At 66.7% G+C, this 25,068-nt stretch carries 22 protein-coding genes and 1 tRNA gene; 13 read left to right on the plus strand and 10 right to left on the minus strand.

All coding sequences use genetic code 11. The features are described 5' to 3' along the window. Positions 1 to 2: 2 nt before the first annotated feature. Both C2862_RS09245 and C2862_RS09250 read right to left on the minus strand, forming a co-directional pair. Positions 3 to 1,466, minus strand: coding sequence for a sensor histidine kinase (locus C2862_RS09245; protein ID WP_136219836.1), 1,464 nt, complete (start codon positions 1,464 to 1,466; stop codon positions 3 to 5). A gap of 16 nt (positions 1,467 to 1,482) precedes the next feature. Continuing rightward, a complete protein-coding gene (locus tag C2862_RS09250) occupies positions 1,483 to 2,175 on the minus strand; it encodes a response regulator (protein WP_136219837.1) in 693 nt (230 codons plus the stop codon). Positions 2,176 to 2,332: 157 nt separating this feature from the next. Here C2862_RS09250 and C2862_RS09255 point away from each other — a divergent pair, with 157 nt between their 5' ends. From C2862_RS09255 to C2862_RS09290, 8 genes are all read left to right on the plus strand, one after another. Then, the gene (locus tag C2862_RS09255; protein WP_136219838.1) at positions 2,333 to 3,394 is read left to right on the plus strand and encodes a porin; all 1,062 of its coding nucleotides are present in this window, start codon (positions 2,333 to 2,335) and stop codon (positions 3,392 to 3,394) included. 25 nt (positions 3,395 to 3,419) lie between these two features. Continuing rightward, the gene (locus C2862_RS09260; protein WP_136219839.1) at positions 3,420 to 4,385 is read left to right on the plus strand and encodes a tripartite tricarboxylate transporter substrate binding protein; all 966 of its coding nucleotides are present in this window, start codon (positions 3,420 to 3,422) and stop codon (positions 4,383 to 4,385) included. A gap of 30 nt (positions 4,386 to 4,415) precedes the next feature. Further along, the gene (locus tag C2862_RS09265; RefSeq protein WP_136219840.1) at positions 4,416 to 5,507 is read left to right on the plus strand and encodes an ABC transporter substrate-binding protein; all 1,092 of its coding nucleotides are present in this window, start codon (positions 4,416 to 4,418) and stop codon (positions 5,505 to 5,507) included. A gap of 88 nt (positions 5,508 to 5,595) precedes the next feature. Then, a complete protein-coding gene (locus C2862_RS09270; RefSeq protein ID WP_136219841.1) occupies positions 5,596 to 7,410 on the plus strand; it encodes an iron ABC transporter permease in 1,815 nt (604 codons plus the stop codon). Positions 7,411 to 7,450: 40 nt separating this feature from the next. After that, entirely contained in the window at positions 7,451 to 8,524 is a 1,074-nt protein-coding gene (locus tag C2862_RS09275) for an ABC transporter ATP-binding protein (RefSeq protein ID WP_136219842.1), read from the plus strand. 50 nt (positions 8,525 to 8,574) lie between these two features. Beyond that, on the plus strand, positions 8,575 to 9,591 hold the full coding sequence (locus tag C2862_RS09280) for an AbrB family transcriptional regulator (protein WP_136219915.1): 1,017 nt from the start codon (positions 8,575 to 8,577) through the stop codon (positions 9,589 to 9,591). Positions 9,592 to 9,790: 199 nt separating this feature from the next. Continuing rightward, positions 9,791 to 11,677 carry an MFS transporter gene (locus C2862_RS09285; RefSeq protein ID WP_136219843.1) on the plus strand — a complete coding sequence of 629 codons (1,887 nt, stop codon included), beginning with the start codon at positions 9,791 to 9,793 and terminating at the stop codon, positions 11,675 to 11,677. A 103-nt stretch (positions 11,678 to 11,780) separates the two neighbouring features. Next, a tRNA-Pro gene (locus C2862_RS09290) sits at positions 11,781 to 11,857 on the plus strand. A gap of 93 nt (positions 11,858 to 11,950) precedes the next feature. Here C2862_RS09290 and C2862_RS09295 read toward each other — a convergent pair. From C2862_RS09295 to C2862_RS09330, 8 genes are all read right to left on the minus strand, one after another. Then, positions 11,951 to 13,075 carry a glycosyltransferase family 9 protein gene (locus tag C2862_RS09295; protein WP_229467357.1) on the minus strand — a complete coding sequence of 375 codons (1,125 nt, stop codon included), beginning with the start codon at positions 13,073 to 13,075 and terminating at the stop codon, positions 11,951 to 11,953. A 4-nt stretch (positions 13,076 to 13,079) separates the two neighbouring features. Next, complete coding sequence (locus C2862_RS09300) at positions 13,080 to 13,667, minus strand: HAD-IIIA family hydrolase (RefSeq protein ID WP_136219844.1); 588 nt, start codon at positions 13,665 to 13,667, stop codon at positions 13,080 to 13,082. Position 13,668: 1 nt separating this feature from the next. Further along, entirely contained in the window at positions 13,669 to 14,454 is a 786-nt protein-coding gene (locus C2862_RS09305) for an SDR family oxidoreductase (protein WP_136219845.1), read from the minus strand. 8 nt (positions 14,455 to 14,462) lie between these two features. Next, positions 14,463 to 15,794: a glycosyltransferase gene (locus C2862_RS09310; protein ID WP_229467358.1), complete on the minus strand. Its 1,332-nt coding sequence runs from the start codon at positions 15,792 to 15,794 to the stop codon at positions 14,463 to 14,465. Next, on the minus strand, positions 15,791 to 16,759 hold the full coding sequence (locus C2862_RS09315) for a glycosyltransferase family 4 protein (RefSeq protein WP_136219846.1): 969 nt from the start codon (positions 16,757 to 16,759) through the stop codon (positions 15,791 to 15,793). Before C2862_RS09315 ends, C2862_RS09310 begins: the two co-directional genes overlap by 4 nt. Before the next feature lie 7 nt (positions 16,760 to 16,766). Further along, a complete protein-coding gene (locus C2862_RS09320) occupies positions 16,767 to 17,774 on the minus strand; it encodes a glycosyltransferase family 2 protein (RefSeq protein ID WP_136219847.1) in 1,008 nt (335 codons plus the stop codon). Between the two features lie 17 nt (positions 17,775 to 17,791). Continuing rightward, positions 17,792 to 19,579 carry an ABC transporter ATP-binding protein/permease gene (locus C2862_RS09325; protein ID WP_136219848.1) on the minus strand — a complete coding sequence of 596 codons (1,788 nt, stop codon included), beginning with the start codon at positions 19,577 to 19,579 and terminating at the stop codon, positions 17,792 to 17,794. Between the two features lie 313 nt (positions 19,580 to 19,892). Further along, positions 19,893 to 20,816, minus strand: a complete 924-nt coding sequence (locus tag C2862_RS09330) for a hypothetical protein (protein ID WP_136219849.1) — start codon at positions 20,814 to 20,816, stop codon at positions 19,893 to 19,895. Between the two features lie 347 nt (positions 20,817 to 21,163). Between C2862_RS09330 and C2862_RS09335 the strand changes: the two genes are divergently transcribed. The 5 genes from C2862_RS09335 to C2862_RS09355 all read left to right on the plus strand — a co-directional run bounded on the left by C2862_RS09335 (position 21,164) and on the right by C2862_RS09355 (position 24,943). Continuing rightward, positions 21,164 to 21,457, plus strand: a complete 294-nt coding sequence (locus tag C2862_RS09335; protein ID WP_136219850.1) for a KGG domain-containing protein — start codon at positions 21,164 to 21,166, stop codon at positions 21,455 to 21,457. Positions 21,458 to 21,662: 205 nt separating this feature from the next. Beyond that, positions 21,663 to 22,025 carry a hypothetical protein gene (locus C2862_RS09340; RefSeq protein WP_136219851.1) on the plus strand — a complete coding sequence of 121 codons (363 nt, stop codon included), beginning with the start codon at positions 21,663 to 21,665 and terminating at the stop codon, positions 22,023 to 22,025. A 142-nt stretch (positions 22,026 to 22,167) separates the two neighbouring features. Continuing rightward, positions 22,168 to 23,289 (plus strand): M14-type cytosolic carboxypeptidase, encoded by a 1,122-nt coding sequence (locus C2862_RS09345; RefSeq protein ID WP_136219852.1) that lies wholly within the window; start codon positions 22,168 to 22,170, stop codon positions 23,287 to 23,289. A 17-nt stretch (positions 23,290 to 23,306) separates the two neighbouring features. Further along, the gene (locus C2862_RS09350) at positions 23,307 to 23,783 is read left to right on the plus strand and encodes a CYTH domain-containing protein (RefSeq protein ID WP_136219853.1); all 477 of its coding nucleotides are present in this window, start codon (positions 23,307 to 23,309) and stop codon (positions 23,781 to 23,783) included. Beyond that, the gene (locus C2862_RS09355; RefSeq protein WP_136219854.1) at positions 23,780 to 24,943 is read left to right on the plus strand and encodes a serine hydrolase; all 1,164 of its coding nucleotides are present in this window, start codon (positions 23,780 to 23,782) and stop codon (positions 24,941 to 24,943) included. The genes C2862_RS09350 and C2862_RS09355 overlap by 4 nt, the downstream gene beginning before the upstream one ends. Positions 24,944 to 25,068 lie beyond the last annotated feature (125 nt).

The raw sequence follows: 25,068 nt of genomic DNA on the forward strand, positions 1-25,068 counted from the left end.
TCTCAAGCGCGTTGATCCGCGTCAATTTTGCCTGCCGCCGGCAGCGTCACCAGCACCTTCAAGCCTCCCTCCGCACTCGCCGCCAGGCTGACCGTGCCCCGGTGCAGCGCGACGATGTCGCGCACGATTGCCAGCCCGAGACCCGTGCCGCCGGGATTGCTCTCCAGCGCCGACCCGGCGCGGTAGAAGGGCGCGAATACCTTGTCGCGTTCGGCTTCGGGAATGCCCGGGCCGCTGTCGGCCACTTCCAGCACGACTTCCTTTTCCTGTTCCAGCACCCGCAGCAGCACCGCGCCGCCCGGCGGGGTGTAGCGGATCGCGTTGTCGACCAGGTTGCTCACCAGTTCGTGCAGCAGCAGCGCCTGGCCTTCGACCACGGCCTCGCCGCTTGCCTCGAACGACAGGTCGACCGATTTCTGCACCGCCGGCAGGGCCAGCTCGAGGCCGACCTGGCGCACCACGTCCGGCAGCGCCACCCGCGCCATGGCCGCGCTGTCGCCGCCGTGCTCGATGCGCGCCAGGCTCAGGAGCCGGTTCGCCAGGTGCACGGCCGAATCCGTGGTGGTGGCGATCGAGCGCACGATCTCGCGCATCGCGGCCGGGTCGTTCTCGCGCAGGGCCAGCTCGGCCTGGGTCTTGAGCACCGTGAGCGGCGTACGCAGCTGGTGCGAGGCATCGGCGATGAAGCGGCGCTGGCCGGCGATCAGCTGCTGCAACCGTCCCATCGCCCCGTTCATCGCGCCCACCAGCGGGCGCACCTCACGGTGCACCATGGCCGGGTCGACGTTCGAGAGGTCGGACACGGGCCGCGTCTCGACCTCGTTCTTCAGGCGCATCAGGGGCTGCAGCACCAGGCGCACGGCGAACCAGACCAGGGTACCCACCGCCAGCACCAGCACCGCCTGGCGCGCCAGCGTGTTGATCAGGATGCGGCGCGACAGCGCGCGCCGCGCGTCGAGCGTTTCGCCGACCTGGATCAGGGCGATGCCGCGCATCGAATCGTCGTAGACAGGCTGCAGCAGGGCGGCGATGCGCACCGGCTCGCCGTTGTAGTCGGCCTGGTAGAAGCGCACCAGGGCCGGATACAGTTCCGAGCGGGGCACGTTCGCCGGCACGGCGGGGAGGTCGGGGTAGCCGGACACGGTCTCGCCATGCAGGCCGGTGACGCGGTAGAAGATGCGGCCCAGGGTATCGGTCTCGAAGCTGTCGAGCGCGACGTAGGGCACGTCGGCCACGACTTTACCGTCGCGTACCGATACCCGCTCGGCCAGTGCGCGGGTGGAGGCCAGCAGCGAACGGTCGTAGGCGATGTCGGCCGCTTCCAGCGCATCGCGGTAGAGCGAAACGGAATTAATCGCGACCAGGATCAGCAAAGGCACCAGCAGCCAGCGCAGCAGCTGGCCGCGCAGGCTGCCGAGCGGTGGACCGCCGCCGGCGTAACGCCGCAAGACCGCGAACGGGGCCATCGACTCACTCATTGAGTCAATGAGCGCCGCGCGGCTGCAGCAGGTAGCCGATGCCGCGCAGGGTGACGATCGCGGCGCCGTTGTCGGGCCGTTTGTCGAGCTTCTTGCGCACTCGGTGGATGTAGAGCTCGATGGCGTCGATGTTGGCGTCGTCGTCGAGGGCGAAGACTTCGTCGAACAGCTTCTCTTTCGAGACCGCGCGGCCCTGGCGCGCGATCAGCGTTTCCAGCACCGCATGCTCGCGCGGCGTCAGTGCCAGCGGCTCGCCGCCGTAGGTGAACATGCGCGTTACCGTGTCGAAGCTGAGTGCACCACATTGGTGCACCAGCGCCTCGTTGCCGACACTGCGCCGCAGCAGCGCTTTGACGCGCGCTTCCAATTCAGCCAGTTCGAACGGCTTGGGCAGGTAGTCGTCCGCGCCCAGGTTCAGTCCCTGCACCTTTTCTTCCAGTCCGCCGCGCGCGGTCAGGATCAGGACCGGCGTCTTGCCGCGCGCACCGCCGCGCGCGCGCAGGCGGCGCAGCACGTCGAGGCCGTCCATCTTCGGCAGGGTGAGGTCGAGGATCACCAGCGCATAGTCCTGGGTATGCAGCAGGGCGTCGGCGTCGGCGCCGTTGGCGGCGCATTCGACGGTGAGGTTGGCGTCGCGCAGGGCCTTCGATACCCAGTGCGACAGCTCGACATGGTCTTCAACTAACAGTATTCGCATGGGCACCAAGTGTAAGCGCAAAGCGCGCGCGGCGGCCAGTGCCCGAGTGTGTTGGCCGCCCGTGCATCAATCCGGTGCGGCTTGAAAGCGAAATGAAAGGAAGGCGCACATATAGTGAACACAGCAGGTCAAAAACATAACGACAATCGGAGATAGTATGAAGAAATCCCAGCTCGCGCTCGCCGTCCTGGCAGCGCTTTCCTTTAGCGCCACCGCCCACGCCCAAACCAACGTCCAGGTCTATGGCCTGATCGACGCCGGCGTCGAGTACGTCAATCATGCCAACGCCGACGGCGACAGCGTGGTGAAAGTGATCTCGGGCGGCAAGAACACCTCGCGCTGGGGCTTCAAGGGCAGCGAAGACCTGGGCAGCGGCCTGAAAGCCGTCTTCGGCCTGGAAGGCGGCATCCTGATGGATACCGGCGCCGCCGACGGCGCCCTGTTCAAGCGCCAGGCCTATGTCGGCCTGGACGGCAAGTTCGGCCGCGCCGTCATCGGCCGCTCGTTCACCACGGTCTACGACTTCGTCATCAAGTACGATCCGATGGGCTTTGCGCCGAACTACTCGTGGGCCACCTCGGGCGCGGCCACCGGCCCGTCGAAGTACGGCATGACGACCGCTTTCGATAACCTGATCAAGTACTCGGGCACGACCGGCGAGTTCAGCTACGGCGCCAGCGTCGGCCTGGGCGAACAGCCGAACAACAGCAGCGATAGCCGTAAGTATGCCGTCGCGGGCGCCTGGAACCATGCGGGCCTGGGCCTGATGGCCGCCTTCGAGCAGGTCAACGGCAACCTGGTGGCCGCCACCGGCCGCCGCGACGAAGCCAAGGTATTCCACCTCGGCGCCAACTACAAGACCGGTAACTTCAGCTACTTCGCGGCGATGCGCGGCTACAAGCAGGAGCAGGGCCGCGCCAACGCCGCCGACGTGCGCGCCGACACCTACTGGCTCGGCGTGGTCGACACCATCGGCAAGGTCACCCTGACCGGCGCCGTCTACCACGTCAACGTCAAGAACGTCGCGGCCAACCAGGACGCCGACCCGACCATGCTGGTGGTACGCGGAATGTATGCGCTATCCAAGCGCACCGACCTGTATCTGTCGGCGGCCCACGTGAAGGGCAAGCACGACCAGCTGGTCGGCCTGTCGCGCGACGACGCCGGCTTCGGCACCTCGCAGACCGGCGTCACCGCAGGCATCCAGCACCGCTTCTAATCCTTCCGTCCATCCGGAGGCAGTCATGATGCGCACGTTCGTGTCGCTGGTTCTGCTCGCCTGTGCTTTCCCGGCATACGCGCTCGACGCCGAGTGCGTGGTGCCGTCGAAGCCGGGCGGCGCGATGGACCTGACCTGCAAGCTGGTCCGCAAGGGCCTGGAGGCGGGCGCCAGGGATACCGGGGTGAAGCTGAACGTTAAGCTGAGCTACATGCCGGGCGGGATCGGCGCGGTGGCCTGGCACACGCTGGTGTCGCAGCGGCGCGCCGAGCCGAACACGCTGGTCGCCTTTTCCGGCGGCTCGCTGCTGAACCTCGCGCAGGGCAAGTTCGGCAAGGCCACCGCCAATGACGTGCGCTGGGTCGCGGCCCTCGGCGCCGACTACGGCATGATCGCCGTGCGCGCCAACTCTCCTTACCGCAGCCTGCGCGCGCTGTTCGACGCCATCCGGCGCGATCCGCAATCGGTGCTGATCGGCGTCTCCGGCACCATCGGCAGCCAGGACTGGCTGAAGATGGCCATCCTGGCACAGCACGCCGGCATCGATCCGAAGCGGCTGCGCTTCGTCGCCCTGGAAGGCGGCGGCGAAAGCTTCACCGCGATGGGCGCCGGCTTCGTGCAGGTGGTCTCGGGCGACGCTTCCGAGGCCGCCCTGTACGCCGGCGACGGCAAGGTGCGCATCCTGGCCGTGCTGGCGGAAAAGCGCCTGCCCGGCGTGCTGAAGGACGTGCCGACCGCGCGCGAGCAGGGCGTCGACGTGGTCTGGCCCCTGATCCGCGGCCTGTGGATGGGGCCGGGCGTCGCGGAGGCCGATTACCGCCGCTGGGTGGATGCCTTCGCCCGCCTGCAGGCCTCGCCCGATTATGCGCGCATGCGCCAGGAGGCCGGCCTGTACCCATTCTCAATGACCGGCGAGGCACTGACCCGCCATATCAAGCAAGCAGTAAGCGACTACAACCGGCAAGCCGAACGATTCCACGTCGTGCGCTAGCCGGATAAAAATCAACCCATGGAGACAGACATGAAAACAACGAAAACCCTCATCGCCGCCGCCATCCTCGCCGCCTGCGCCGTCCCGGCCCTGGCCCAGGTGCCGGCCGGCTATCCCGCCACCTACAAGCAGATCGTCGACGCCGCCAAGAAGGAAGGCAAGCTGGTGATCTACGGCGCGACCGACAGCAAGGCCGCGCAACCCCTGATCCGCGACTTCAACGCGCTCTACCCGGGTATCACCGTCGAATACAACGACATGAATTCGACCGAAGTCTACAACCGCTTCATCTCGGAAGTGGCGGCCGGCGGCGGCACCGCCGACGTGCTGTGGTCCTCGGCGATGGACCTGCAGATCAAGCTGGCTTCGGGCGGCTACGCGCTGCCTTACCGCTCGGTCGAAGCGGGCAAGATCCCGGGCTGGGCGGTGTGGAAGGACATGGCCTACGGCACCACCTTCGAACCGGCCGCGATCGTCTACAACAAGCGCCTGGTGACGGGCGCCGAAGTGCCGCAGACCCATGCGGACTTCGCCAAGCTGATCGTGCAGCCGAAGTTCCAGGACAAGGTCACCAGCTACGACATCGAGAAGTCGGGCGTGGGCTTCATGTTCATGACTCAGGATGCCCAGGACTACAAGGATTTCGCCAACCTGCAGCAGGCCTTCGGCAAAGCGAAGCTGCGCGTGCAGTCCTCGACCGGCACCATGCTCGAGCGCATCTCGTCGGGCGAAAACCTGATCGGCTATAACGTGCTCGGCTCGTATGCGCTGGTGCGCGCCAAGACCGACCCGTCGCTGGGCGTGGTGCTGCCGAAGGATTACACCTTGATCATGTCGCGCGTCCAGTTCATCAACAAGAGCGCGAAGAACGTCAACGCCGCCAAGCTGTGGATGGACTACCTGCTGTCGCAGCGCGGCCAGACCATCATCGCCAACGATTCGAAGCTGTTCGCGATCCGCGGCGACGTCAAGGGCGAGACCACCTCGAGCGAACTGATCGAGATGGTCGGCGAGAAGAACATCAAGCCGATCCCGGTCGGCACCGACGTGCTGGAATATCTGGCACCGGCCGCGCGCATGGCCTTCCTGAAGAACTGGAAGGAAACCGCCGGCAAGAAGTAATGCGGGAAGGGGAGAAGGAGGGCCGCGAGGCCCGTCCCTCTGCCCGGCTCCTTGCTGCCGCCTGTTCTCTCTCTGATCGGATCTCTCCATGTCTACTGTTTCCCTGCCCGGCGCTCATGCGGCACCGGACGGCGCCGCCGCATTGCCCGTTGCATGCGGAAAGCGCCTGAACTGGCCGCGCGGCCTCGTCGTCGTGCTGACCGTGCTGGCGGTCTTCGTACCGCTCATCCTCATCTTCTACCAGAGCTTCCTGACCGCGCCCTTCTTCATGCCGGACAAGGAACTGGGCCTGGACGCCTTCCGCTTCATCTTCGACGATCCCGATTTCGCCGTCGCCTTCCGTAACGGCCTGGTGCTGGCCGCCGGCCTGGCCGCGATCGCCGTGCCCCTGGGCGGCATCCTCGCCTTCCTGATGGTGCGCACCGACCTCCCGGGCCGCGGCTGGATCGCGCCGGTGCTGCTGGTGCCGATCTTCGTGTCGCCCATGGTGATGGGCTTCGGCTACGTGGTCTCGATGGGGCCGGTGGGCTTCTATTCGACCTGGATGAAGGACCTGATCGGCTTCGTGCCCTGGAACGTGTATTCCTTCGCCAGCATCGTCGTGATCGCCGGCCTGACCCACGTCCCGCACGTCTACCTGTACGCCTCCTCGGCCCTCAAAAGCCTCGGCTCGGACGTCGAGGAAGCGGCGCGCGTCTCGGGCGCCTCGCCGCTGCAGGTGATGTTCAACGTCTCGCTGCCGATGATCATGCCGGCCCTGGCCTATGCCGGCGTGCTGGTGTTCTTCCTCGGCTTCGAGGTGTTCGGCCTGGTGCTGGTGCTGGGCGACCCGGAAGGCCACCTGGTGCTGCCGACCTACCTGTACAAGCTGACGAATAAACTGGGCACGCCCTCGTATCACCTGATGGCGGCGGTCGCCGTCTGCCTGGTGGCGGTGACGATGCCGCTGGTGATGCTGCAGCGCCGCCTGCTGAAATCGGCCAACAAATACGTGTCGATCAAGGGGAAAGGAGCGCGCCAGAAGCCGATGGCCCTGGGCCGCTGGAAGTGGCTGGCACTGGCCCTGCTGGGCGGCTGGGTGCTGATCACGGTGGTGCTGCCGCTGTCGGGCATCGTGCTGCGTTCTTTCGTCCAGTACTGGGGCGAGGGCGTCAACCTGATGGACGTGCTGACCCTGCAGCACTTCCGCGACATCCTGGAACAGCACTCGCTGATGCGCGGCATCCTGAACACGGTCCTGATCGGCGTGATCGGCGGCGCGCTGGCCGTGGTCTGCTACACCGGCATCGCGCTGGCCATGCACCGCAAACCCGACGGCATCACCCGCCTGCTCGACTACAGCGTGCTGGTGCCGCGCGCGGTGCCGGGCCTCTTGGCCGGCCTCTCCTTTTTGTGGGTCTTCCTGTTCGTGCCGAGCTGGCTCGACGGCATGCTGCAGGGGCTGGACAACCCGGTGGCCGCCTGGCTCTCGGCCAACCTGATCCCGCAACTGCGCGCGCTGCGCTCGACCATCTTCGCGCTGTGGCTGGCCTACTCGGTGGTCTGGCTGGCCTACGGCATGCGCCTGATCTCGACGGCGCTGCTGCAGGTCGGACCGGAACTGGAAGAGGCGGCGCGCGCGGTCGGCGCCACCCGCGGCCGCGTGACGCGCGACGTCACGCTCCCCCTGATCAAGTACGGCGTGCTGGGCGGCTGGCTGATGGTGTTCCTGATTTTCGAACGCGAATACTCGACCGGCGTGTACCTGCTCTCGCCGGGCACCGAAGTGATCGGGGCGATGCTGGTGTCGCTGTGGGCCGGCGGCTCGACCGACCTGGTGGCGGCGCTCTCGTTCATCAACATCACCCTGGTCGCGATCGGCCTGGGCATCGCGCTGCGCTTCGGCGTCAAGCTGCATAACTGAACTGTATAGCAGTACAATCAATCACATACGAGACAAGACCATGAACGTATTGACCGTCAACGACCTGCACCTCGACTACGGCAGCGGCGCCAGCGCGAACCCGATCCTGAAAGGGGTCTCGATGCACCTCAAGCGCGGCGAAGTCGTGGCCCTGCTGGGCCCTTCGGGCAGCGGCAAGACCACGCTGCTGCGCGCGGTGGCCGGCCTGGAAAGCCCGCGCCAGGGCACGATCGACATCGGCGAGCGCCGCGTGTTCGACGGCGCGCGCAAGCATGAACAGCCGGCCGAGGAACGCAACCTGGGCCTGGTGTTTCAGTCCTATGCGCTGTGGCCGCACAAGACCGTGTTCGACAACGTCGCCTACGGGCTCAAGCTGCGCAAGACCGGCAAGGCCGAGATCGAGGCCAAGGTGAACGAGGTGCTGACCCAGCTGGGCCTGGGCCATCTCGGCAGCCGTTATCCGCACCAGCTCTCGGGCGGCCAGCAGCAGCGCGTGGCGATTGCCCGTGCCCTGGTCTACAACCCGCCGGTGATCCTGCTCGACGAGCCGCTGTCGAACCTGGACGCCAAGCTGCGCGAAGAAGCGCGCGTCTTCCTGCGCGAACTGATCGTGCGTCTCGGCCTGTCGGCCCTGATGGTGACCCACGACCAGAACGAGGCGATGGCGATCGCCGACCGCATCCTGCTGCTGAATAACGGCAGGATCGAGCAGGAGGGCACGCCGCAAAGCATGTACGAGACGCCGGACACGCTGTTCACCGCCGAGTTCATGGGCTCGAACAACCGCCTGCCGGCCAAGGTCCTGGCACGTAACGGCGGCAGCGGCGGCCGGGTCGCACTGCAGATCGAAGGCATCGCCCTCGATGGCAGCGCGCGCGGCGCGAATACCGGTCTTGAAGCCACCACCCTGATCCGCGTCGAAGACGTCAAGATCAGCCGCGAGCGCGTGGGCAACGGCGTGCAGCTGCCGCTGGTGACGAGCATGTACCTGGGCGACCGCTGGGAGTGCCTGTTCAAGGCCGGCGACACCTCGGTGCGCGCCTACTCGCGTCACCGTGTCGATCCGGGCGCCTACTGGCTCGAAATGCCGCCGGAGAAGCTCTGGGTATTCTGACTTCCATCGCTACGCGCAGCGCCGCGCCCGCGCCCTGGCGCGGCTTCGTGCTGGCGCTCGCACTGGCGCTGGCCGCCGCCCAGCTCTGCCTCTGGCTCGACACGCCGCTGCCGTGGATGATCGGGCCGCTGTTTTCGACCGCGTGTGCCTGCATGCTGGGAGCGCGCCTGCGCGCGCCGGTGCAGGCGCGCGAAGCCGGGCAGTGGGCGATCGGCACCGCGCTCGGCCTCTACTTCAGCGCGCCGGTGCTGGTGGTGCTGGCCCGGTACGCGGGCTGGATCGCGCTCGCCGTGGCTTTCGCGGTGGTGCTCGGCCTGGCAGGCGGCTGGCTGCTGCGGCGCCTGTCCGGCGTCGATCGCGCCACCGCCTTCTTCGCGATGGCCGTCGGCGGCGCTTCCGAGATGGCGGTGCAGGGCGAGCGCCATGGCGCCGCGTTCGATCGCGTCGCCGCCGCCCACAGCCTGCGCATCATGATGGTGGTCGCCACCATCCCCTTCGCGCTGCGCTGGTGGAGCACGCACGGCAGCTCCCCGGGGCACGACCTGTTCGTGCCGCTCGCGAGCGTGGTCAGCTATCCGGGACTGGCCGGGCTGGTGCTGCTGACCAGCCTTGCGGCGCTGCTGCTGAAACGCCTCGACATCCCGAATGCCTGGGTGATCGGTCCGCTGATGCTGGCGATGATGCTGACCGCGTCCGGCATCCAGCTCTCGCGCCTGCCCGAATGGATGATCCGCGGCGGCCAGCTGATGATCGGCGTCTCGCTCGGCACCCGCTTCACACCCGAATTCGCGCATACGGCGCCACGCTACCTGGCCAGCGTCGCGTTCTGCACCGTGATCATGCTGCTGCTCGCGGCCGGATTCGGGCTGACGCTGGCACATCTGACCGGCATCCACCCCGGCACCGCCATTCTCGCGTCCTCCCCGGGCGGCATCGCCGAGATGTCGCTCACGGCGCGTGTGCTGCACCTGGGCGTGCCGATCGTCACCGCCTTCCACGTCACGCGCATGGTCACGGTCATCCTGGTCGTCGGCCCCTTGTTCCGCCTGTTCTCGCGCCTTCGTTAGCGCTCTTAGCGACGTTTGTTCGACATCAAGCGGATGCAAGATGCTGTCCTCCCGGTATCGCCTGGCGCTACCGGGAGGTTTAGCATGCTTGATTTGTTGCTTCTCGGTAAATTTCTGTATCCAAGCCCCGGCCGGTGTTGTAAATTACACACCGCAGTCGCCACTGTTTGCGCTTCACTTACTGCCGAAGAGACCCTGCATGAGCCAATCGAGCCAATTTTCCCTGCTGTCGCAACGCCGCTTCGCGCCGTTTTTCTGGACCCAGTTCCTCGGCGCCTTCAACGACAACCTGTTCAAGACCGCCTTGCTGGTGGCGCTGACCTACGACGCGCTGTCCTGGACGACGATTTCGCCTAGCCTGCTCAACAACCTGATCCCGGGCCTGTTCATCCTGCCCTATGTCCTGTTTTCCGCCACCGCCGGCCAGATCGCCGATAAAGTCGAGAAGGGCAGGCTGGCGCGCTTCGTCAAATTGCTGGAAGTGGCCATCATGCTGGTCGCCTGCGTCGGCTGGCTGACCCACACCTTGTGGCTCCTTATCGCCGCCGTGGTCGGCATGGGCGTGCATTCGACCCTGTTCGGCCCGGTGAAGTACGCCTACCTGCCGCAGCATTTGAAACCGGAAGAACTGGTCGGCGGCAATGGCGTGGTCGAGATGGGAACTTTCGTCGGCATCCTGCTGGGCGAAGTGGCCGGCGCCTTGCTGGTCGCCCATAAACCCTTCGGCATCGAACTCGTCGCCGGCGCCAGCCTGCTGATGGCCCTGTTCGGCCTGGCCGCCAGCTGGCGCATCCCGCTGTCGCCGGCACCGGTGCCCGAGCTGAAGATCAACTACAACTTCATGACCGAATCGGTGCGCAACCTGCGCTTCTCGAGCAAGAACCGCACGGTCTTCCTGTCCATGCTCGGCAATTCCTGGTTCTGGTTCTACGGCGCCCTGGTGCTATCGCAATTCCCGGTCTACGCCAAGGATTACCTGCACGGCGACCACAGCGTCTTCGTGCTGCTGCTGACCGTGTTCTCGCTCGGGATCGGCATCGGTTCGCTGCTGTGCGAAAAACTTTCCGGTCGCAAGGTCGAGATCGGCCTCGTGCCCTTCGGCTCGATCGGCCTTTCTCTGTTCGGCATCGACCTGTATTTCGCCAGCCTGGCCTACACCAACACGGCAACCGTCGATGCCTTTGCGCTGATCGCGCTGCCGGGCAGCCTGCGCATCCTGGCCGACTTGGTGCTGATCGGCGTGTTCGGCGGCTTCTTCATCGTGCCGCTGTTCGCGCTGATCCAGACCCGCTGCGACCCGAAGCACGTCTCGCGCACGATCGCCGGCATGAACATCCTGAACGCCCTGTTCATGGTGGCCGCGGCCGGCGTCGCGATCCTGCTGCTGGGGCAGGGCTTCTCGATTCCGCAGATGTTCCTGATCACGGCCCTGCTGAACGCGGCGGTGGCGGTCTACATCTTCTCGCTGGTGCCGGAATTCCTGATGCGCTTCCTGGCCTGGCTGCTGATCCACACCATCCACCGCGTCAACACGGTGGACGTCGAACGCATCCCCGACGAGGGACCGGCGGTGCTGGTCTGCAATCACGTGAGCTATGTCGACGCCATCGTCATCGGCGCCGCCAGCCCGCGCCCGATCCGCTTTGTGATGGACCACCGCATCTTCAAGACGCCTTTTCTGGGCTGGATTTTCCGTACCGCGAAAGCCATCCCGATCGCGCCGGCCAAGGAAGACCCGTTCATGATGGAACGCGCCTTCGTCGACATCGCCGAGGCGCTGCACCAGGGCGACCTGGTCTGCATCTTCCCGGAAGGGAAACTGACGACGACGGGCGAAATGAACGAATTCCGCGGCGGCATCGCGAAGATCGTCGAGCGCAGCAAGGTGCCGGTGATTCCGATGGCGCTGCGCGGCCTATGGGGCAGCGTGTTCACGCGCGATCCGGGCAACCTGTTCGAGCGCTCGTTCTCGCGCGGCCTGCGCTCGAAACTGGCGCTGGCGGTGGGCGTGCCGGTGGCGCCGCAGGAGGCGACGCCGGAGTACCTGTACGAACAGGTGCGCGAGCTGCGCGGAGAATGGAAATAAGGGTGGGGGCGTTTGATCCGGATCGTCGGCCTTGGCAAAAACTTGCTTTAGGCATCACAAAAGCCTGACAAAATTTCTGTCTCAGGTATAATTGCTGGCTCGTCGGGGCGTAGCGCAGCCTGGTAGCGTACCTGCATGGGGTGCAGGGGGTCGGAGGTTCGAATCCTCTCGCCCCGACCAAGAGAATCAAGGATTGAGGCCACTCTTCGGAGTGGCCTTTTTCTTTTCTACGCGCATTCCCCCAACATGTACTCGACACAGCCAGCGGCTCCGTCACGGGCAGGCTTCGTCCGATATCGCCTCCCTGAGCCGGTATCCCTCGGTCTGCTTGAGCAGGCTGCACACCGCATCCACCACCTGGCTCGGCGCCAGCTTTTCCATGCAGTCGTGGTGTCCCTCGGGGCAGATGCTGCGGTGGCAGTTGCGGCAGGCGACGTCGTGGTTCAGCACCCGGCTGGGCACGCGCCAGGGCGTGTGCTGCAGGTTGGTGAGTGCATACAGGTCGACCACCGGGGTGCCGACCGCGGCGGCGATGTGGGCAGGGCCCGTGTTGTTGCTGATCATGAGCGAGGCTTGCGCCAGCAGGGCGCCCAGTTCGCCGATGCCGAGCTGGCCGGCCAGCGACAGCACGCGGGCGCCAGGAGGAATCTCGATGGCATCGATCAATCCCATTTCATGCGCGCCGCCGGTCAACACCAGCGGACAGCCTATGCGTTCGCTCAATTCCTTCACCAGCGTACTCCAGTGGCGCCCTGGATAACGCCTGGCCGGCGCGCTGGCGCCGGGATGCAGCGCCAGCCAGCGTGTATCCGGGTCGATGCCGGCCTGGCGCAGGCGGCTACGCACGGCGTCCATCTCGCCCGCGCCGGGAGCGAAGGAAAGCCGCTCGTCCATGATCTCGGCGCCGAGATGGCGCACGAGGTCGAGCTGGCGCTGCACCTCGTGGCGCACCATGGCGCCCGGTTCGGGGTCAAGGATCCAGTCCGTCAGTAACTGGTAGGGCTTTTCGCGGCAATAGGCCGCGCGCAGGGGAATGCCGGCGAGCTGGCACAGCAGGGCCGCAGGCAGGGCGCTCTGGCTGTAGCAGGTGAAGATGACGGCGCCGTCGAAGTGCTGTCCGGCCAGCCTGGCGATCCAGTCGATGTGGGTGGCGGGCGCAGCGGCCGCGCTACTCTTCATCCATGGCGCCTCGTAGGCAAGCACGGCGTCGACCTCGGGCAGGTAAGGGCCGAGGGCGGCGCCGGCGGGCGAGGTGAGCAGGGTGAGCCGGCGCTGCGGGCATTGCGCGCGCAGGGCGCGCAGCGCGGGCGTGCACATCAGCACGTCCCCGAGCGAATCGAGCCGCACGCAGAGCAGGTGGGCTGCGTCGTTCCAGCGGCTTGGCATGGGACCAGGCATCGGACTAAGCATAGGAGTGGCCATCGGTATGCGCCTGGTCGTCGTAGCCGGCGATCAGGACCGCGGCGGCGTACAGGTCGGGCGCCATGCGGGTTGGAATGCGGCGCGGCCCGAGCCGCCATTCGGTTTCGTTGCCGTTGTCGAGCAGGACGGTGCGGCAGCCGGCGCGGTTGCCGGCCTCGACGTCGTGCAGGATGTCGCCGATCATCCACGATGCGCCCAGGTCGATGCCGTGCTCGGCGGCGGCCCTGAGCAGCAGGCCGGGAAGCGGCTTGCGGCAATGGCAGGCGACCGCATAGGGTGCGACGCTGCCGCCCGGGTCGTGCGGGCAATAATAAAAGCCGTCGAGGCTGAGGTGTTCCCGAAACAGCAGGTCGGACAGGCGGTCGCTCACCACCTCCATGGCGTCTTCGCCGAAGCGTCCCAGGGCAATCCCGCCCTGGTTGCTGACGACGAAGAAACGGTAGTCGAGCCTGGCCAGCAGGCGCAAGGCAGGCCCGGCCCCGCTACTGAGCCGGATGCGGTGCGGCTCCACGTTGTACGGCACGTTGTCGACCAGCGTCCCATCCTTGTCGAGGAAGATCGCCTTCATGTCAGGGCCAGGAGGTTTCACGCAGCGGCAGCACGGTCAGCTCGGCAATGACGGTCTCGGGCGGCATCAGCAGCACCGCGCGGATGGCTTCGGCCACGTTGAGCGGGTCTTGCAGCACACCCGGATCGAGATCGGGAAAACGGTCGAGCAGGAAAGGCGTGCGCATGCCGCCGGCCACCACCGCCGTGACGCGGATGCCGTGCGGGCGCAGCTCCGCATGCAGCGCGTGCGACAGGCCGAGCAAGCCCCATTTGCTGGCGTGGTAGGCGCTCGCGTTCGGCCAGGCGCGCTTGGCCGCCGTCGAGCTCACGTTGACGATGTAGCCGCTGCCCGCCTGGCGCATGTGGGCGGCCGCATGCTTGGCCAGCAGGAACGGGCCATTCAGGTTGGTGCCGATGACGCGCAGCCAGTCTTCTTCGCTCAATTCGTCGATCGGCAAGGTGACGTCGGTCCCGGCATTGTTGACCAGGACGTCCAGCCGGCCCATGACCTCGAGCGCCTCGGCCACGGCGCGCCGTGCCTGGTCCGGATCGGCCACGTCGAAGCCGATCGTGTGCACCTTCACGCCCTTGCCGCGCAACTGTTCGGCGCCCGCGTCGAGCGCGGCGGCGCGGATGTCGGTGGCCACGATGTCGGCGCCGGCAGCGGCCAGCACCTCGGCCAGCGCGGCGCCCAGGCCGCTGGCCGCGCCGGTGATGAAGACGGTCCTGCCGCGCAGCCCGGCCTGGCCGGCCTGCGCTCGCTGTTGCTCGCTTTGCGCAGCTTGCGCTTTCTGCGTCGATACCATGTTGGCTCCTAGAGGGTGGTAATGCCGGATGCCGCGGGGCTCCGGGCTTGTTCGAGTACCGCCGCGTACACGGCCGCGGCCTGCTGCGCGACCGCGCGCCAGGTGTAGTGGCGGTAGGCGCGCCGCAAGCCGGCCTCGCCCATGCGCAGGGCCAGCGCCGGATCGGCGTGGAGCTGGGCCAGGCGCTCGGCCAGCGCGCGCGGATCGCGCGAGGGGATCAGGAAGCCGGTAAGGCCGTCCACGACCGTGCTCTTGATGCCGCCGACTTCGGAACCGATCACGGGCCGGGCACAAGCCATCGCTTCGACCGGGGTGATGCCGAAGGGTTCATACCAGGGTGTGGTGACGAAGACGTCGGCGGCGCCGTACCACAGGCGCAGGGCCGCGCGCGGCTGCTGGCCGACGAAGCGCACCTGGCCGCCGATGCCGAGCTGGTGCGCGAGCGCGCCGAGCCGGGCCAGTTCCGGGTCGCTGGCGGCGTCGACGCCGAACTGCTGGCCGCCGCCGGCGACCAGCAGTTCGGCGTCGACGCCGTGCCGCTCGCGCAGCACGGCCAGGCCCTGGATGACGGTGTCGACGCCCTTGCGCGGCACCATGCGCCCGAGCTGGAGCACGGTGAAGCGTTCGGGCGGCAGGCCCAGCTGCGCACGCGCCGCGGCGCGCGGCACGGGCCACAATTCCGCCGGATCGAAGCCGCAAGGCGCCACTGTGATGCGCTCCGGCGCCGCTCCGTACAACTGCTCCATGTCGAGCCGGTCCTGGGCGCATTCGGCGATGATGCGGTCGGCCTGGCGCATCAGCGCGGCTTCGATCCGGCTGCGCTCGGGCGGGAAGGCATCCAGCGCGCCCTGGGCCAGGCGGCGTACCTGGCCGAGGGCGTGGAAGGTGATCACGTAGGGAATGCCGAGCGCGAGCTTGAGCTGCTGGGCGACCATGCCGGACATGAAGAAGTTGGCGTGGACGATGTCGTAGGGCAGCGCCTGGCGCCGCGTGAAGCGGGTCACGAAGCGGGCGAAATGGGACATCCAGGGCAGCAGCTGCTCCTTCGGCACGTAGCGCGGCGGGCCGGCCGGCACGTGCACCACGCGCACGCCCTCGCACAGCGGCACGAGCTGCCTTTGCCCGGGCGCGTCGCGCCGCGTGAAGATGTCGATGCGGGCGCCGGCCAGGGCCAGTTCGCGCGCCAGGTTGGCGACATAGACATTCTGGCCGCCGCAATCGATGCTGCCCGGCGGCGCCAGCGGCGAGGCGTGCTCGCTGATGAAGGCCAGCCTGGCGGGCGGCGCGGTGGATGGGGTACGCGCGGGCTGTTCGTTCAGCCTCATGGTATTCGTCGTCACGCAGTGCTCCCGCGGGCGGCTGTGCCGGTGACATGGCGGAAGGCGGCGTCCCAGTCGGCGCTGAAGCGCTCGATCGAAAAGCGCTCCTGGGCGCGGCGCCGTGCGGCCTGGCCCAGGTCGCGCGCCAGCGAGGGGCTGCGCAGCAGGTCGCGCATGCAGTCGAACAGGCGCTCGACGCGGGTATCGATGAAGCCGTTGGCGCCGTCGTCGATGACGGTCGCCATCTCGGCCGTGGCGAGCGCGACCACGGGCATGCCGACCATCATCGCTTCGATGACGGCCAGGCCCAGGCTGGAATAGCGAATCGGGCTGAAGAGAAAACGGTAGCGCGCCGCGAAGGCCGGTAATTGCGCGTGCTGCACTTCGCCGAGTCCGCCCAGCTCTTCGGCTGCCATGCCGACCAGGTCGAGCGGCAGCTGGCTGCGCGCCTGCAGGAACAGGTCGGGTCCCATGCGCCGACCGCGGCGGGCGAGATGGTTGCTGACGACCAGCCCGCGCTCGAGGGCGCCGAGGTAGCGCACGGACTCGGGCACCAGCACGCCGTGCTCGATCACGCGGGTGGGCGTGCGCCGGTTGTCCCACATCAGCTCGTTGAAGGGCGTGACGTGCACCAGCAGCACGCCGGGATCGTCGACGGGGTGCGGGGTGTCGGTGGGGTGGGCGCGCGGCGGATCGTGTTCGAGGTAGATGCGCGGCAGCGCGCGCTGGGCCGCCGTCAGGAAGACGAACTGGTCTTCTTCCCACTGGTGGTCGTCCTGGAACAGGATGCAGTCGAACTCCTGCGCGTGCGCCGCCTCGACCGGCAGGTCATGCACGTTGTCGCCCCAGGGGAAGTGGCCGGCGCGTCCGCCATAGCCGGGTGGTCTCCCGGGTTTCGACAGCACGTAGAAATCGTGCGGCACCTGCGACAGGTAGTACAGGTAGCTGCCGTGCGTATGCCAGGTCAGGATCTTGAGTCGGCGCATGGGGACCTCAGGTGAAACGGACGCGGTAGCGGATGGCCCCGGCCAGGCGCCAGAACACGGCCAATGGCGGAATCAGGGCCGAGGTGAGGACGACGTCGGCGACGTGCGAAAAGCTGCGGGCGGTGCCGCGCAGGCGCCGCAAACACAGGCGCGCCGTGAGTCCCAGCCACAGGACTCCGGCAAGGAGCGCGACGGTGTCCGCCGCAGCCAGCAGGGCGCCGAGCGTGACGAGCAGGGCCGCCACCGAGAGGTAGTGGTCCAAGGGCGGCGCGGCCGCGATGCGTTCGCGGTACAGCTGCGGATGCTTCTTGTAGAGCAGGGCGTCGAAGGCGGCAGCGCGCGTGCGCAGCAGGCTGGCGCCCCAGGGGGCCGGACGCACCGGCTGCACCACCAGGGCCTCGGGCACACGGACGATGCGCGCGCCCGATGCCAGCAGGCGGAAGTGGAAGTCGGCATCACAGTGGCGGGCCTGCTCGAAGCGTTCGTCGAAGCCGTCGAGCGACTCCAGCAGCTTCCTGCGGCAGAAGCAGTTGGCGACGCAAAAGGCGTCGCTCGCGGCCTGGCGCGCGGCGCGCTGGGCTTCGGTCGGGCGTGCCGGCAGGGGCGCGTCGAGCCGCCCGCACAGGACGTCGACCTCGTCGCCGAAGGCGGCCAGCCCATGCGCCAGCCAGGCGGGCGAGGGCACGGTGTCCTCGTCGGTAAAGGCGATCAGTGGCGCCTGGGCGCTGCGCCAGCCGAGGTTGCGGGCGGCGGCCGGGCCATGCTCGTTGCTGTTCGGAAGGTAGACCAGGCGCGGGCCGCGCTCGAGGGTGCGGGCACGCCAGCCGGCGACCAGGTGCAGGGTATTGTGGCTGGGCTCGTCGTCGACGACGATGATCTCGAAGGAGGAACCGGGCAGGCTCTGGCGGGTAAGGGCGTCCAGGCAACGGTCGAGCAAGTCCATCCGCCCGCAGGTCGGCACCACGACCGAGACGGCGATCGCGCTGCTGGCTGTTCTTGGCGTGATTGCTGACATGCTCTCTCCCGTTTTGTTTAATGCGGCGTTTCCTTGTCCATCCGCTGTTGCAGCAGCCACAGCCGCGCGTACATGCCCCGGCGCCGCAGCAGCTCGGCGTGGCTGCCCTGCTCGACGATGCGGCCCCGGTCCATGACGACGATCAGGTGGGCATTGACGACCGTGGAAAGGCGGTGCGCGATGATGAGAGTGGTTCGATTGCGCGACAAACGGTCGAGTTCCTGCGTGATCGCGTGTTCTGAATCTGAATCAAGTGCCGATGTCGCTTCGTCGAAGATCAGGATCGGCGGATCCTTGAGGATGGCGCGGGCGATCGCGATACGCTGCTTTTCGCCGCCGGAAATGTTCACGCCGCGCTCGCCGACCGGGGTCTCGTACTTCAGCGGCAGCGCGGCGATCAGGTCGTGCAGCTGGGCGGCGCGGCAGGCGGCGACGACCTCGCCGTGGGTGCTGCCGAGCCGGCCATAGGCGATGTTGCTGCCGAGGGTGTCGTTGAACAGCGCCGTGTCCTGCGGCACGACGCCGATTGCCTGGCGCACGCTGGCGGCCGCTACCCGTGCGATGTCCTGGCCGTCGACGAGGATGCGTCCGCTGGCCGGGTCGTAGTAGCGCAGCAGCAAGCGCGCCAGGGTCGACTTGCCCGAGCCGCTGCGCCCGACCACGGCCACCGTGGTACCGGCGGCGATGCGCAGGTTGAGGTCGACGAGCACCGGCCGCCCCGGTTCGTAGTGGAAGTGGACGTGCTCGAACACGATGTCGCCGGCGCCGACACGCAACGCCGGCGCATCCGGCAGGTCGGCGATCTCGGGCTGTTCGCGCAGCAGCGCGAACAGGCGTTCGGCATTGACCCAGGCGTCGCGTGCCTCGCGATAGACGAAGCCGAGTGCGTTCAGCGGCAGGCAGACCTGCAGGGCGTAGGCGTTGATCAGCACCAGGTCGCCCACGCTCATGCGGCGCGCCAACACGGCCTGGCCCGCCAGCACCATGATGGCCGCCACGCCGAGCGCGATGAGGGCGCTCTGGCCAACGTGCAGGGTGAACAGGGCGCGCTGGTTGGCTACGCCGGCCGCGCGCCAGTCGCCCATGATGCCGGCAAAGCGCTGGCCCTCGAAGGCTTCGTTGGTGAAGTACTTGACGGTGTCGTAGTTGATCAGGCTGTCGGCCAGCTGGCCCTTGGCGCGCGAGTCGAGCTTGTTGACGCGCCGCTGGTAGATGACGCGGCGCGCCGTGAAGACCAGGGTGAAGCCGGCATACACGAGGAAGGTGAGGAGAATGATGCCGGCGAAGCCGGCCTCGTAGCGGCTGAGCATGATGGCCAGCACCAGGCCGATCTCGACCAGGGTGGGGACAATGGTGAACAGGCCGATCCCGAGCAGGAAGGCGATGCCGCTGGTGCCGCGGTCGATATCGGGCAGCAGGCTGCCGAGCTTGCGCCGGGCATGAAAGCGCGGACCCAGCGCATGCAGGTGGGCGAAGGTTTTTTGTGCATAGGCCGAGACCGCCGCCAGCGTGACGCGCACGAACAGCAGGTCGCGCCATTCGTTGAACAGGGTCGAGGAAAACCGTAGAACGGCATAGCCGACCAGTAAGTAGAGCGGCAGCTGCACAGGCAGCGTGCTGCCCGAAAAGGCGTCGATGATGCGCTTGAGCAGCAGGGGGGCGGCCACGGTGGCGAGCTTGGCGACCAGCAGCAGGATGACGGCCGCGACGACGCGTGCGCGATGGCGCGCGAGCACTTCCCACAACTCGGCCCCGATGCGGGTCTCGCTGGTCCTTTGGCTGCTCGTCGCGCTGGCGGCTTCCATGCTCCCGTCCTCGAATGCATTGGGAGTTGGACCAGCGCGCCGCACTTCCGGTTACATGCGATTGCTGTGATGGGTCAAATACAGTTCAGGTATTTCGGGGAACCCTTTACCTCCTCCGTTCTCCGGATCAGGCCGGAAAAATCCTCACAATATTGCTCAGTATGTGTAGGAATGATCCGATGGCCGAGTTCAGTTAAGTGACGAGGACAAGCCGGCGGCAGGACAAAAAAATGCCCGCTCGAGGCGGGCGTGGCCAGACCCGGCCGGCGCTCGCGCACCGCCGGGGCTGATTCAAGGTATCAAGCGTGACGGTTCAACCGCGCGAAAAACCGGTGTCGTCGTCCATCTTGCGGTCGCCCGCCAGTTTGTTCGCACCGGCCGGGCTCTTCGGATAGCCGCCGGCGGCATCGTTCGATTCGTGCACGCGGTCCGGGTCCTGCTGCATGCTGCCGCCCGGACGCCAGCCCGGATTCTCGCTGCGCGGGCCGGAATTGCCCGGGCTGCGCGGCAGGCCACCGGTGGTGTCGTTCGACTGGTGCGACTGGGAAGTGTCCTCGCGCGCTTCGTTACCCTGCGCGCCGGTCTGCGAGCCGGCGCGGTCGGTGCTTTGCTGCGCGCCCTGATTGTTGGCCTGCTGCGATGCGCCGCGGCTGCCTTCGCCGCCGCCGTACTGGCCGGATTCGCCCGATCGGCCGCCCTGGCTCGACTGCACGCCCTGGCTCGATTGCATTGACGCGCCCACGCCATGGTGGTGGCCGAGCGAACCGCCCTGCAGCTCGGGCTGGCGCGGATCCTGCGGATTCATGCGGCTGGCCGCCTGGGTGTTGCCGGCATGCGTGCCTTCATGGTGCAGCAGGGAGGTGCCTGAATCACGTGCGCGGCGTCCCACCGGCAGTTCCAGCTCGCCCCATGCGGAAGAGTGCTGTTCCATCTGGCGCTGGTGGCTGTCGGTCAGGCCCTGCTGCGGACCGCTGCCGCCGCTCTGCTGGGTCTGCATCGAGCCGCCTGGCAAGTCCCAGCGGCTGCTGTCCTCGGCAAACTGGCCGGGACCCATGCCGCTCTGCTGCGTGCCCATCTGGTCGACGCCCTGGCGGCCCTGCTGCTGCGAGGCGCCTTGCGGATAGGTGTGGTCGAGCGGAGCGTCGGGCGCCGTCTTGCCCTTGGCGTTCTTGTTCCACTTTTCGTTGCCGCCGTTGTTCGTCTGGTTGTTCATTTCGCTGCGTTGGTTCGCATCCATGGCGTTTCCTTTCAAAAACGGTTTTGCGGGCGGACGCCGTCGATCAAGACCCGCCGACGCCGCTTCATCCTGCCATCATGCGCGCCCCTTTGTCGTTCCAGTATAGGAAGATGCATCGGTAGTGTGTAGGACAAAAACTGATGGGAAAAGTGATCAAAAGAACCCTATTTCGTAAGGGCATTTTCTGTCGCCTGTAGTCCTACAAAGTCATCTGAAAATGTCCTATACCCTCATCTAATTCGCATGCCTACTATGAATTCGACCTTCGCTCATCGGCGTGTGACCGATGGGTGGGGCAGCCTGCCGCAGGACGCGGCGGTTTATTATGTGAACAGGGAGAACACATCATGGCTTCGAGCAACCAAGGTAACAAACAGGGCGGTAACCAATCCAACAGCCAGAGCGCCGGCGGCGGCACCCGCAACCGCGGCTTCGCCTCGATGGATCCGCAGCGCCAGCGCGAAATCGCCAGCCAGGGCGGCAAGGCTGCTCACCAGAAGGGTACCGCGCACGAATTCACGTCCGAAGAAGCACGCCGCGCCGGCAGCATGAGCCACGGCAACCGCCAGTCGGCCAGCGCCGGCTCGGGCAGCAGCTCGCGCAGCTCCTCGAAGAGCGGCGGCCGCAGCTCGAAAGAGTAACATTCCATCGCGCCGTGCCGGCCGCCAGCGGCCGCCAGCATGGAGCGGAGGACGAATCCATACGGGGAGCGCAAAGCTCCCCGTTTTCTTTCCGGAGCTACACTAAAGCCGGACGGGATGGGGTAGAATCGCTGCGCCTTTTTCAACTATCCTGAGGAATCCCGTCGTGAAAGAAGCGGTCATTCGTGAAGTCAAGAGCATGTCCATGTCGTGCGATCGCGTGGGCAATTCGCTGCTTGCCAAGTTCTCCACGCAAGGCGCGAGCGATCTCTGCCTGCACATTCCGGCGTCCATCGTCTTCTGGCTGCTCAAGCACATGCCGGTCAACCAGGATCCGCGCCTGCAGCCGCCACCGGCCGGACCCCAGATCACCCAGCAGGACTGGGACAATCCAGCCAACCCGCGCGCGCTGTCGCTGAACTGCCGCGAACTGCCGGGCAAGCTGCGCATGGCCTTCAATCTCGACCGCGAACCGCATCTGGTCCTCGTGCTCGACCGCAGCAACGTCGAGCTGCTGCGCCAGATCATGGCCGCCTATAGCGCCGACCTGATCGACCTCGACGCCTGAGCAGCGAGGGCGAGGAGGGGGTGGCTACCGTTTGGCAACCACCCTGCCGTTTGGCAGCCACCCTGCCGTGCAAACGAACGGCCGCGCAAGCAAATCCGGTATCATCTTCCACAGTTCCGACCAGGCCAACAAAGGATCAGCCATGCCTATCAAAATCAGCCAGCATTTCGATTCGGGCGCCATCGAGGTGGTGCAAGCGGACAGCGCAAAACAGATCGACCTGAACCTGCGTAGCGACAACAACGCGGACATCCACCAGTGGTTCCACTTCCGCCTGCAAGGCGCGCGCGGCCAGGCCTGCACGATCCGTTTCCTGAATGCCGGCCAGGCCACCTATCCGAAGGGCTTCGAGGATTACCAGGTGTGCGCGAGCTACGACACCGAGAACTGGTTCCGCGTGCCGACCAGCTTCGACGGCAAGGTGATGACGGTGAATCACACGCCGGAACTGGACAGCATCTATTACGCCTATTTCGAGCCTTACACCTGGGAGCGCCACCTGCGCCTGCTGGGCGAAGTGGCCGAGAACCCGATCGCGCGCGTGCATGACATCGGCACCACGGTCGATGGTCGCGACATGAACATGGTGGTGATCGGCAATCCTGCCGCAGAAAAGAAGATCTGGGTCATCGCGCGCCAGCACCCGGGCGAAACCATGGCCGAATGGTATGTCGAAGGCATGATGGATGCGTTGCTCGACGACGCCAATCCGATCGCGCGCAAGCTGCTGCAGCGCGCCGTGTTCTACATCGTGCCGAACATGAATCCGGACGGCTCGGTGCGCGGCAACCTGCGCACCAACGCGGCCGGCGCCAACCTGAACCGCGAGTGGATGACGCCGACGCTGGAGCGCAGCCCGGAAGTTCTGTGCGTGAAGAACAAGATCCACGAGACCGGCGTCGACATGTTCTTCGACATCCATGGCGACGAAGCCCTGCCGTACAACTTCGTGGCCGGCAACGAGATGCTGGCCGATTTCACGCCCGAGCGCGAAGCGCGCCAGAAAGCCTTCGTGGCGCAGTACATGGCCGCCAGCCCGGACTTCCAGAACGTCTACGGCTATGCCGCCAGCAAGTACAACGAGGAACTCCTGACCCTGGCGTCGAAATACGTCGGCCACACTTTCAAGTGCCTGTCGCTGACGCTGGAAATGCCGTTCAAGGACAACGCCAACCTGCCCAACAGCTACACCGGCTGGAACGGCGCGCGTAGTGCCGCCCTGGGTGCGGCGATCCTGCAGCCGATCCTGCAATCGCTGGACTGACCCTGTAGGCGTCGCGCATGGGCCTTGAGATCGAACGGAAGTTCCTGGTAGCCGGCGACGGCTGGCGCGCACTGGGCGAAGCAGTCCTGCTGCGCCAGGGTTACCTGAGCAGCGACCCGGCGCGCGTGGTGCGCGTGCGCATCGAAGGCGAGCGGGCCTTCCTGACGATCAAGGGCAAGAGCCAGGGTGCCACCCGCGGCGAATGGGAATACCCGATTCCCGTGCCTGAGGCGGCCGAGCTGCTGGACGGCTTGTGCCAGGCGCCGCTGATCGAAAAGATCCGCCGCCGCATCGCGCTGAAAGGCCACACCTGGGAAGTCGACGAGTTCCTGGGCGCGAATGCCGGGCTGGTCGTGGCCGAGATCGAGCTGGGCAGCGAGGACGAAGCCTTCGACAAGCCGGACTGGATCGGCCAGGAGGTCACGCACGACGCCCGCTATTTCAATTCGAACCTGATCCGCCATCCGTATTCCTCCTGGAAGGACCCGGCATGACCTTCATCACGCGGCGCACCGCGCTCGCGCTCGGCCTGGGCGCGCTGCTGGCCGGCACCGGCGTGCAGGCCGCCCAGCCGTCAAACTCCCCAGCTTCGATCTATTTCCCGCCTGCCGGCGAGTGGGCACGCAAGGCGCCCGCCGAGCTCGGCATGGACGCAGCACGCCTGGCCGCCGCCGTCCAGTACGCGCAAGGCCATGAAACCGAACGCGCCCTCGATTTCTCCGACCAGGAAGCGACCTTCGGCAGCCGCCTCGGCTCGCTGCCGACACGCCGCGCCCGCACCAACGGCCTCGTCATCTACAAGGGTTATGTCGTGGCCGAGTTCGGCGACACGGCCTTTGTCGACCCGACCTATTCGGTGGCGAAGAGCATGTTGTCGACGGTGGCCGGCGTGGCCGTGCGCGACGGCCGCATCGCCAGGCTCGACGAGCCAGTGGTAAAACGCGTCAGCGACGGCGGCTATGCCTCGGACCGCAATGCGCTCGTCACCTGGAAGCACCACCTGCAGCAGGAAAGCGAGTGGGAAGGCAGCCTGTGGGGCAAGAATGCGGATTTCGTCGGCAAGGAGCAGTTCGGTGCCGGCGAACGCAAGCCGCGCACGCTCGAGGCGCCGGGCAGCCATTACGAATACAACGACGTGCGCATCAACCGTTTTGCGCTCTCATTACTGCGTGTGTTCGGGAAACCGGTGCCCGAGGTGTTCCAGGAACAGGTGATGGACGTCATCGGCGCCTCGAACACCTGGAAGTGGGTGCCCTACACGAACAGCTATGTCGAGCTGAACGGCAAGCAGGTGGCGTCGGTCAGCGGCGGCACGCGCTGGGGCGGCGGCATGTGGATCAATTCCTGGGACATGGCGCGCTTCGGCTACCTGTGGCTGCGCGGCGGCGCCTGGAACGGACGCCAGATACTTCCCCCAAGCTACGTCAGGGACGCATTGACGCCGAGCGCCCACGGTCCGGACTACGGCTACCTGTGGTGGCTCAACACCAGGGGCAAGAACCTGCCGGGCTTGCCGGCCACGGCCTTTGCCGCCCTGGGCGCGGGCAGCAACACGATCCTGGTCTCGCCGGAGCACGATCTGGTGATCGTCTGGCGCTGGCACGGCGGTAATGTGGCCGAGTTCGGCAAGCGGGTGATCGCGGCGATCCGTTGACGGCTTACGTTAAATGGGCTCAAGCGTCGTACCGCGTGGGCTCGGGAGCCCGGTGAACCCGTGGGCCAGGCCATTGGCCTGGCCCACCCCTACATTAAGAAAAAATCTGCATAAAAACTGGCGCT

It is taken from the genome of Massilia sp. Mn16-1_5 (assembly GCF_004798585.1).
GTDB lineage: Bacteria > Pseudomonadota > Gammaproteobacteria > Burkholderiales > Burkholderiaceae_D > Telluria.

Coding starts and splice junctions, on each gene's coding strand:
- C2862_RS09245 (WP_136219836.1), bottom strand. CDS start 1,466: ATGGCCCCGTTCGCGGTCTTGCGGCGTTACGCCGGCGGCGGTCCACCG.
- C2862_RS09345 (WP_136219852.1), top strand. CDS start 22,168: ATGCCTATCAAAATCAGCCAGCATTTCGATTCGGGCGCCATCGAGGTG.
- C2862_RS09330 (WP_136219849.1), bottom strand. CDS start 20,816: ATGGATGCGAACCAACGCAGCGAAATGAACAACCAGACGAACAACGGC.
- C2862_RS09340 (WP_136219851.1), top strand. CDS start 21,663: ATGTCGTGCGATCGCGTGGGCAATTCGCTGCTTGCCAAGTTCTCCACG.
- C2862_RS09285 (WP_136219843.1), top strand. CDS start 9,791: ATGAGCCAATCGAGCCAATTTTCCCTGCTGTCGCAACGCCGCTTCGCG.
- C2862_RS09315 (WP_136219846.1), bottom strand. CDS start 16,759: ATGCGCCGACTCAAGATCCTGACCTGGCATACGCACGGCAGCTACCTG.
- C2862_RS09270 (WP_136219841.1), top strand. CDS start 5,596: ATGTCTACTGTTTCCCTGCCCGGCGCTCATGCGGCACCGGACGGCGCC.
- C2862_RS09295 (WP_229467357.1), bottom strand. CDS start 13,075: ATGCCTGGTCCCATGCCAAGCCGCTGGAACGACGCAGCCCACCTGCTC.
- C2862_RS09255 (WP_136219838.1), top strand. CDS start 2,333: ATGAAGAAATCCCAGCTCGCGCTCGCCGTCCTGGCAGCGCTTTCCTTT.
- C2862_RS09265 (WP_136219840.1), top strand. CDS start 4,416: ATGAAAACAACGAAAACCCTCATCGCCGCCGCCATCCTCGCCGCCTGC.
- C2862_RS09275 (WP_136219842.1), top strand. CDS start 7,451: ATGAACGTATTGACCGTCAACGACCTGCACCTCGACTACGGCAGCGGC.
- C2862_RS09350 (WP_136219853.1), top strand. CDS start 23,307: ATGGGCCTTGAGATCGAACGGAAGTTCCTGGTAGCCGGCGACGGCTGG.
- C2862_RS09325 (WP_136219848.1), bottom strand. CDS start 19,579: ATGGAAGCCGCCAGCGCGACGAGCAGCCAAAGGACCAGCGAGACCCGC.
- C2862_RS09305 (WP_136219845.1), bottom strand. CDS start 14,454: ATGGTATCGACGCAGAAAGCGCAAGCTGCGCAAAGCGAGCAACAGCGA.
- C2862_RS09260 (WP_136219839.1), top strand. CDS start 3,420: ATGATGCGCACGTTCGTGTCGCTGGTTCTGCTCGCCTGTGCTTTCCCG.
- C2862_RS09320 (WP_136219847.1), bottom strand. CDS start 17,774: ATGTCAGCAATCACGCCAAGAACAGCCAGCAGCGCGATCGCCGTCTCG.
- C2862_RS09335 (WP_136219850.1), top strand. CDS start 21,164: ATGGCTTCGAGCAACCAAGGTAACAAACAGGGCGGTAACCAATCCAAC.
- C2862_RS09250 (WP_136219837.1), bottom strand. CDS start 2,175: ATGCGAATACTGTTAGTTGAAGACCATGTCGAGCTGTCGCACTGGGTA.
- C2862_RS09300 (WP_136219844.1), bottom strand. CDS start 13,667: ATGAAGGCGATCTTCCTCGACAAGGATGGGACGCTGGTCGACAACGTG.
- C2862_RS09355 (WP_136219854.1), top strand. CDS start 23,780: ATGACCTTCATCACGCGGCGCACCGCGCTCGCGCTCGGCCTGGGCGCG.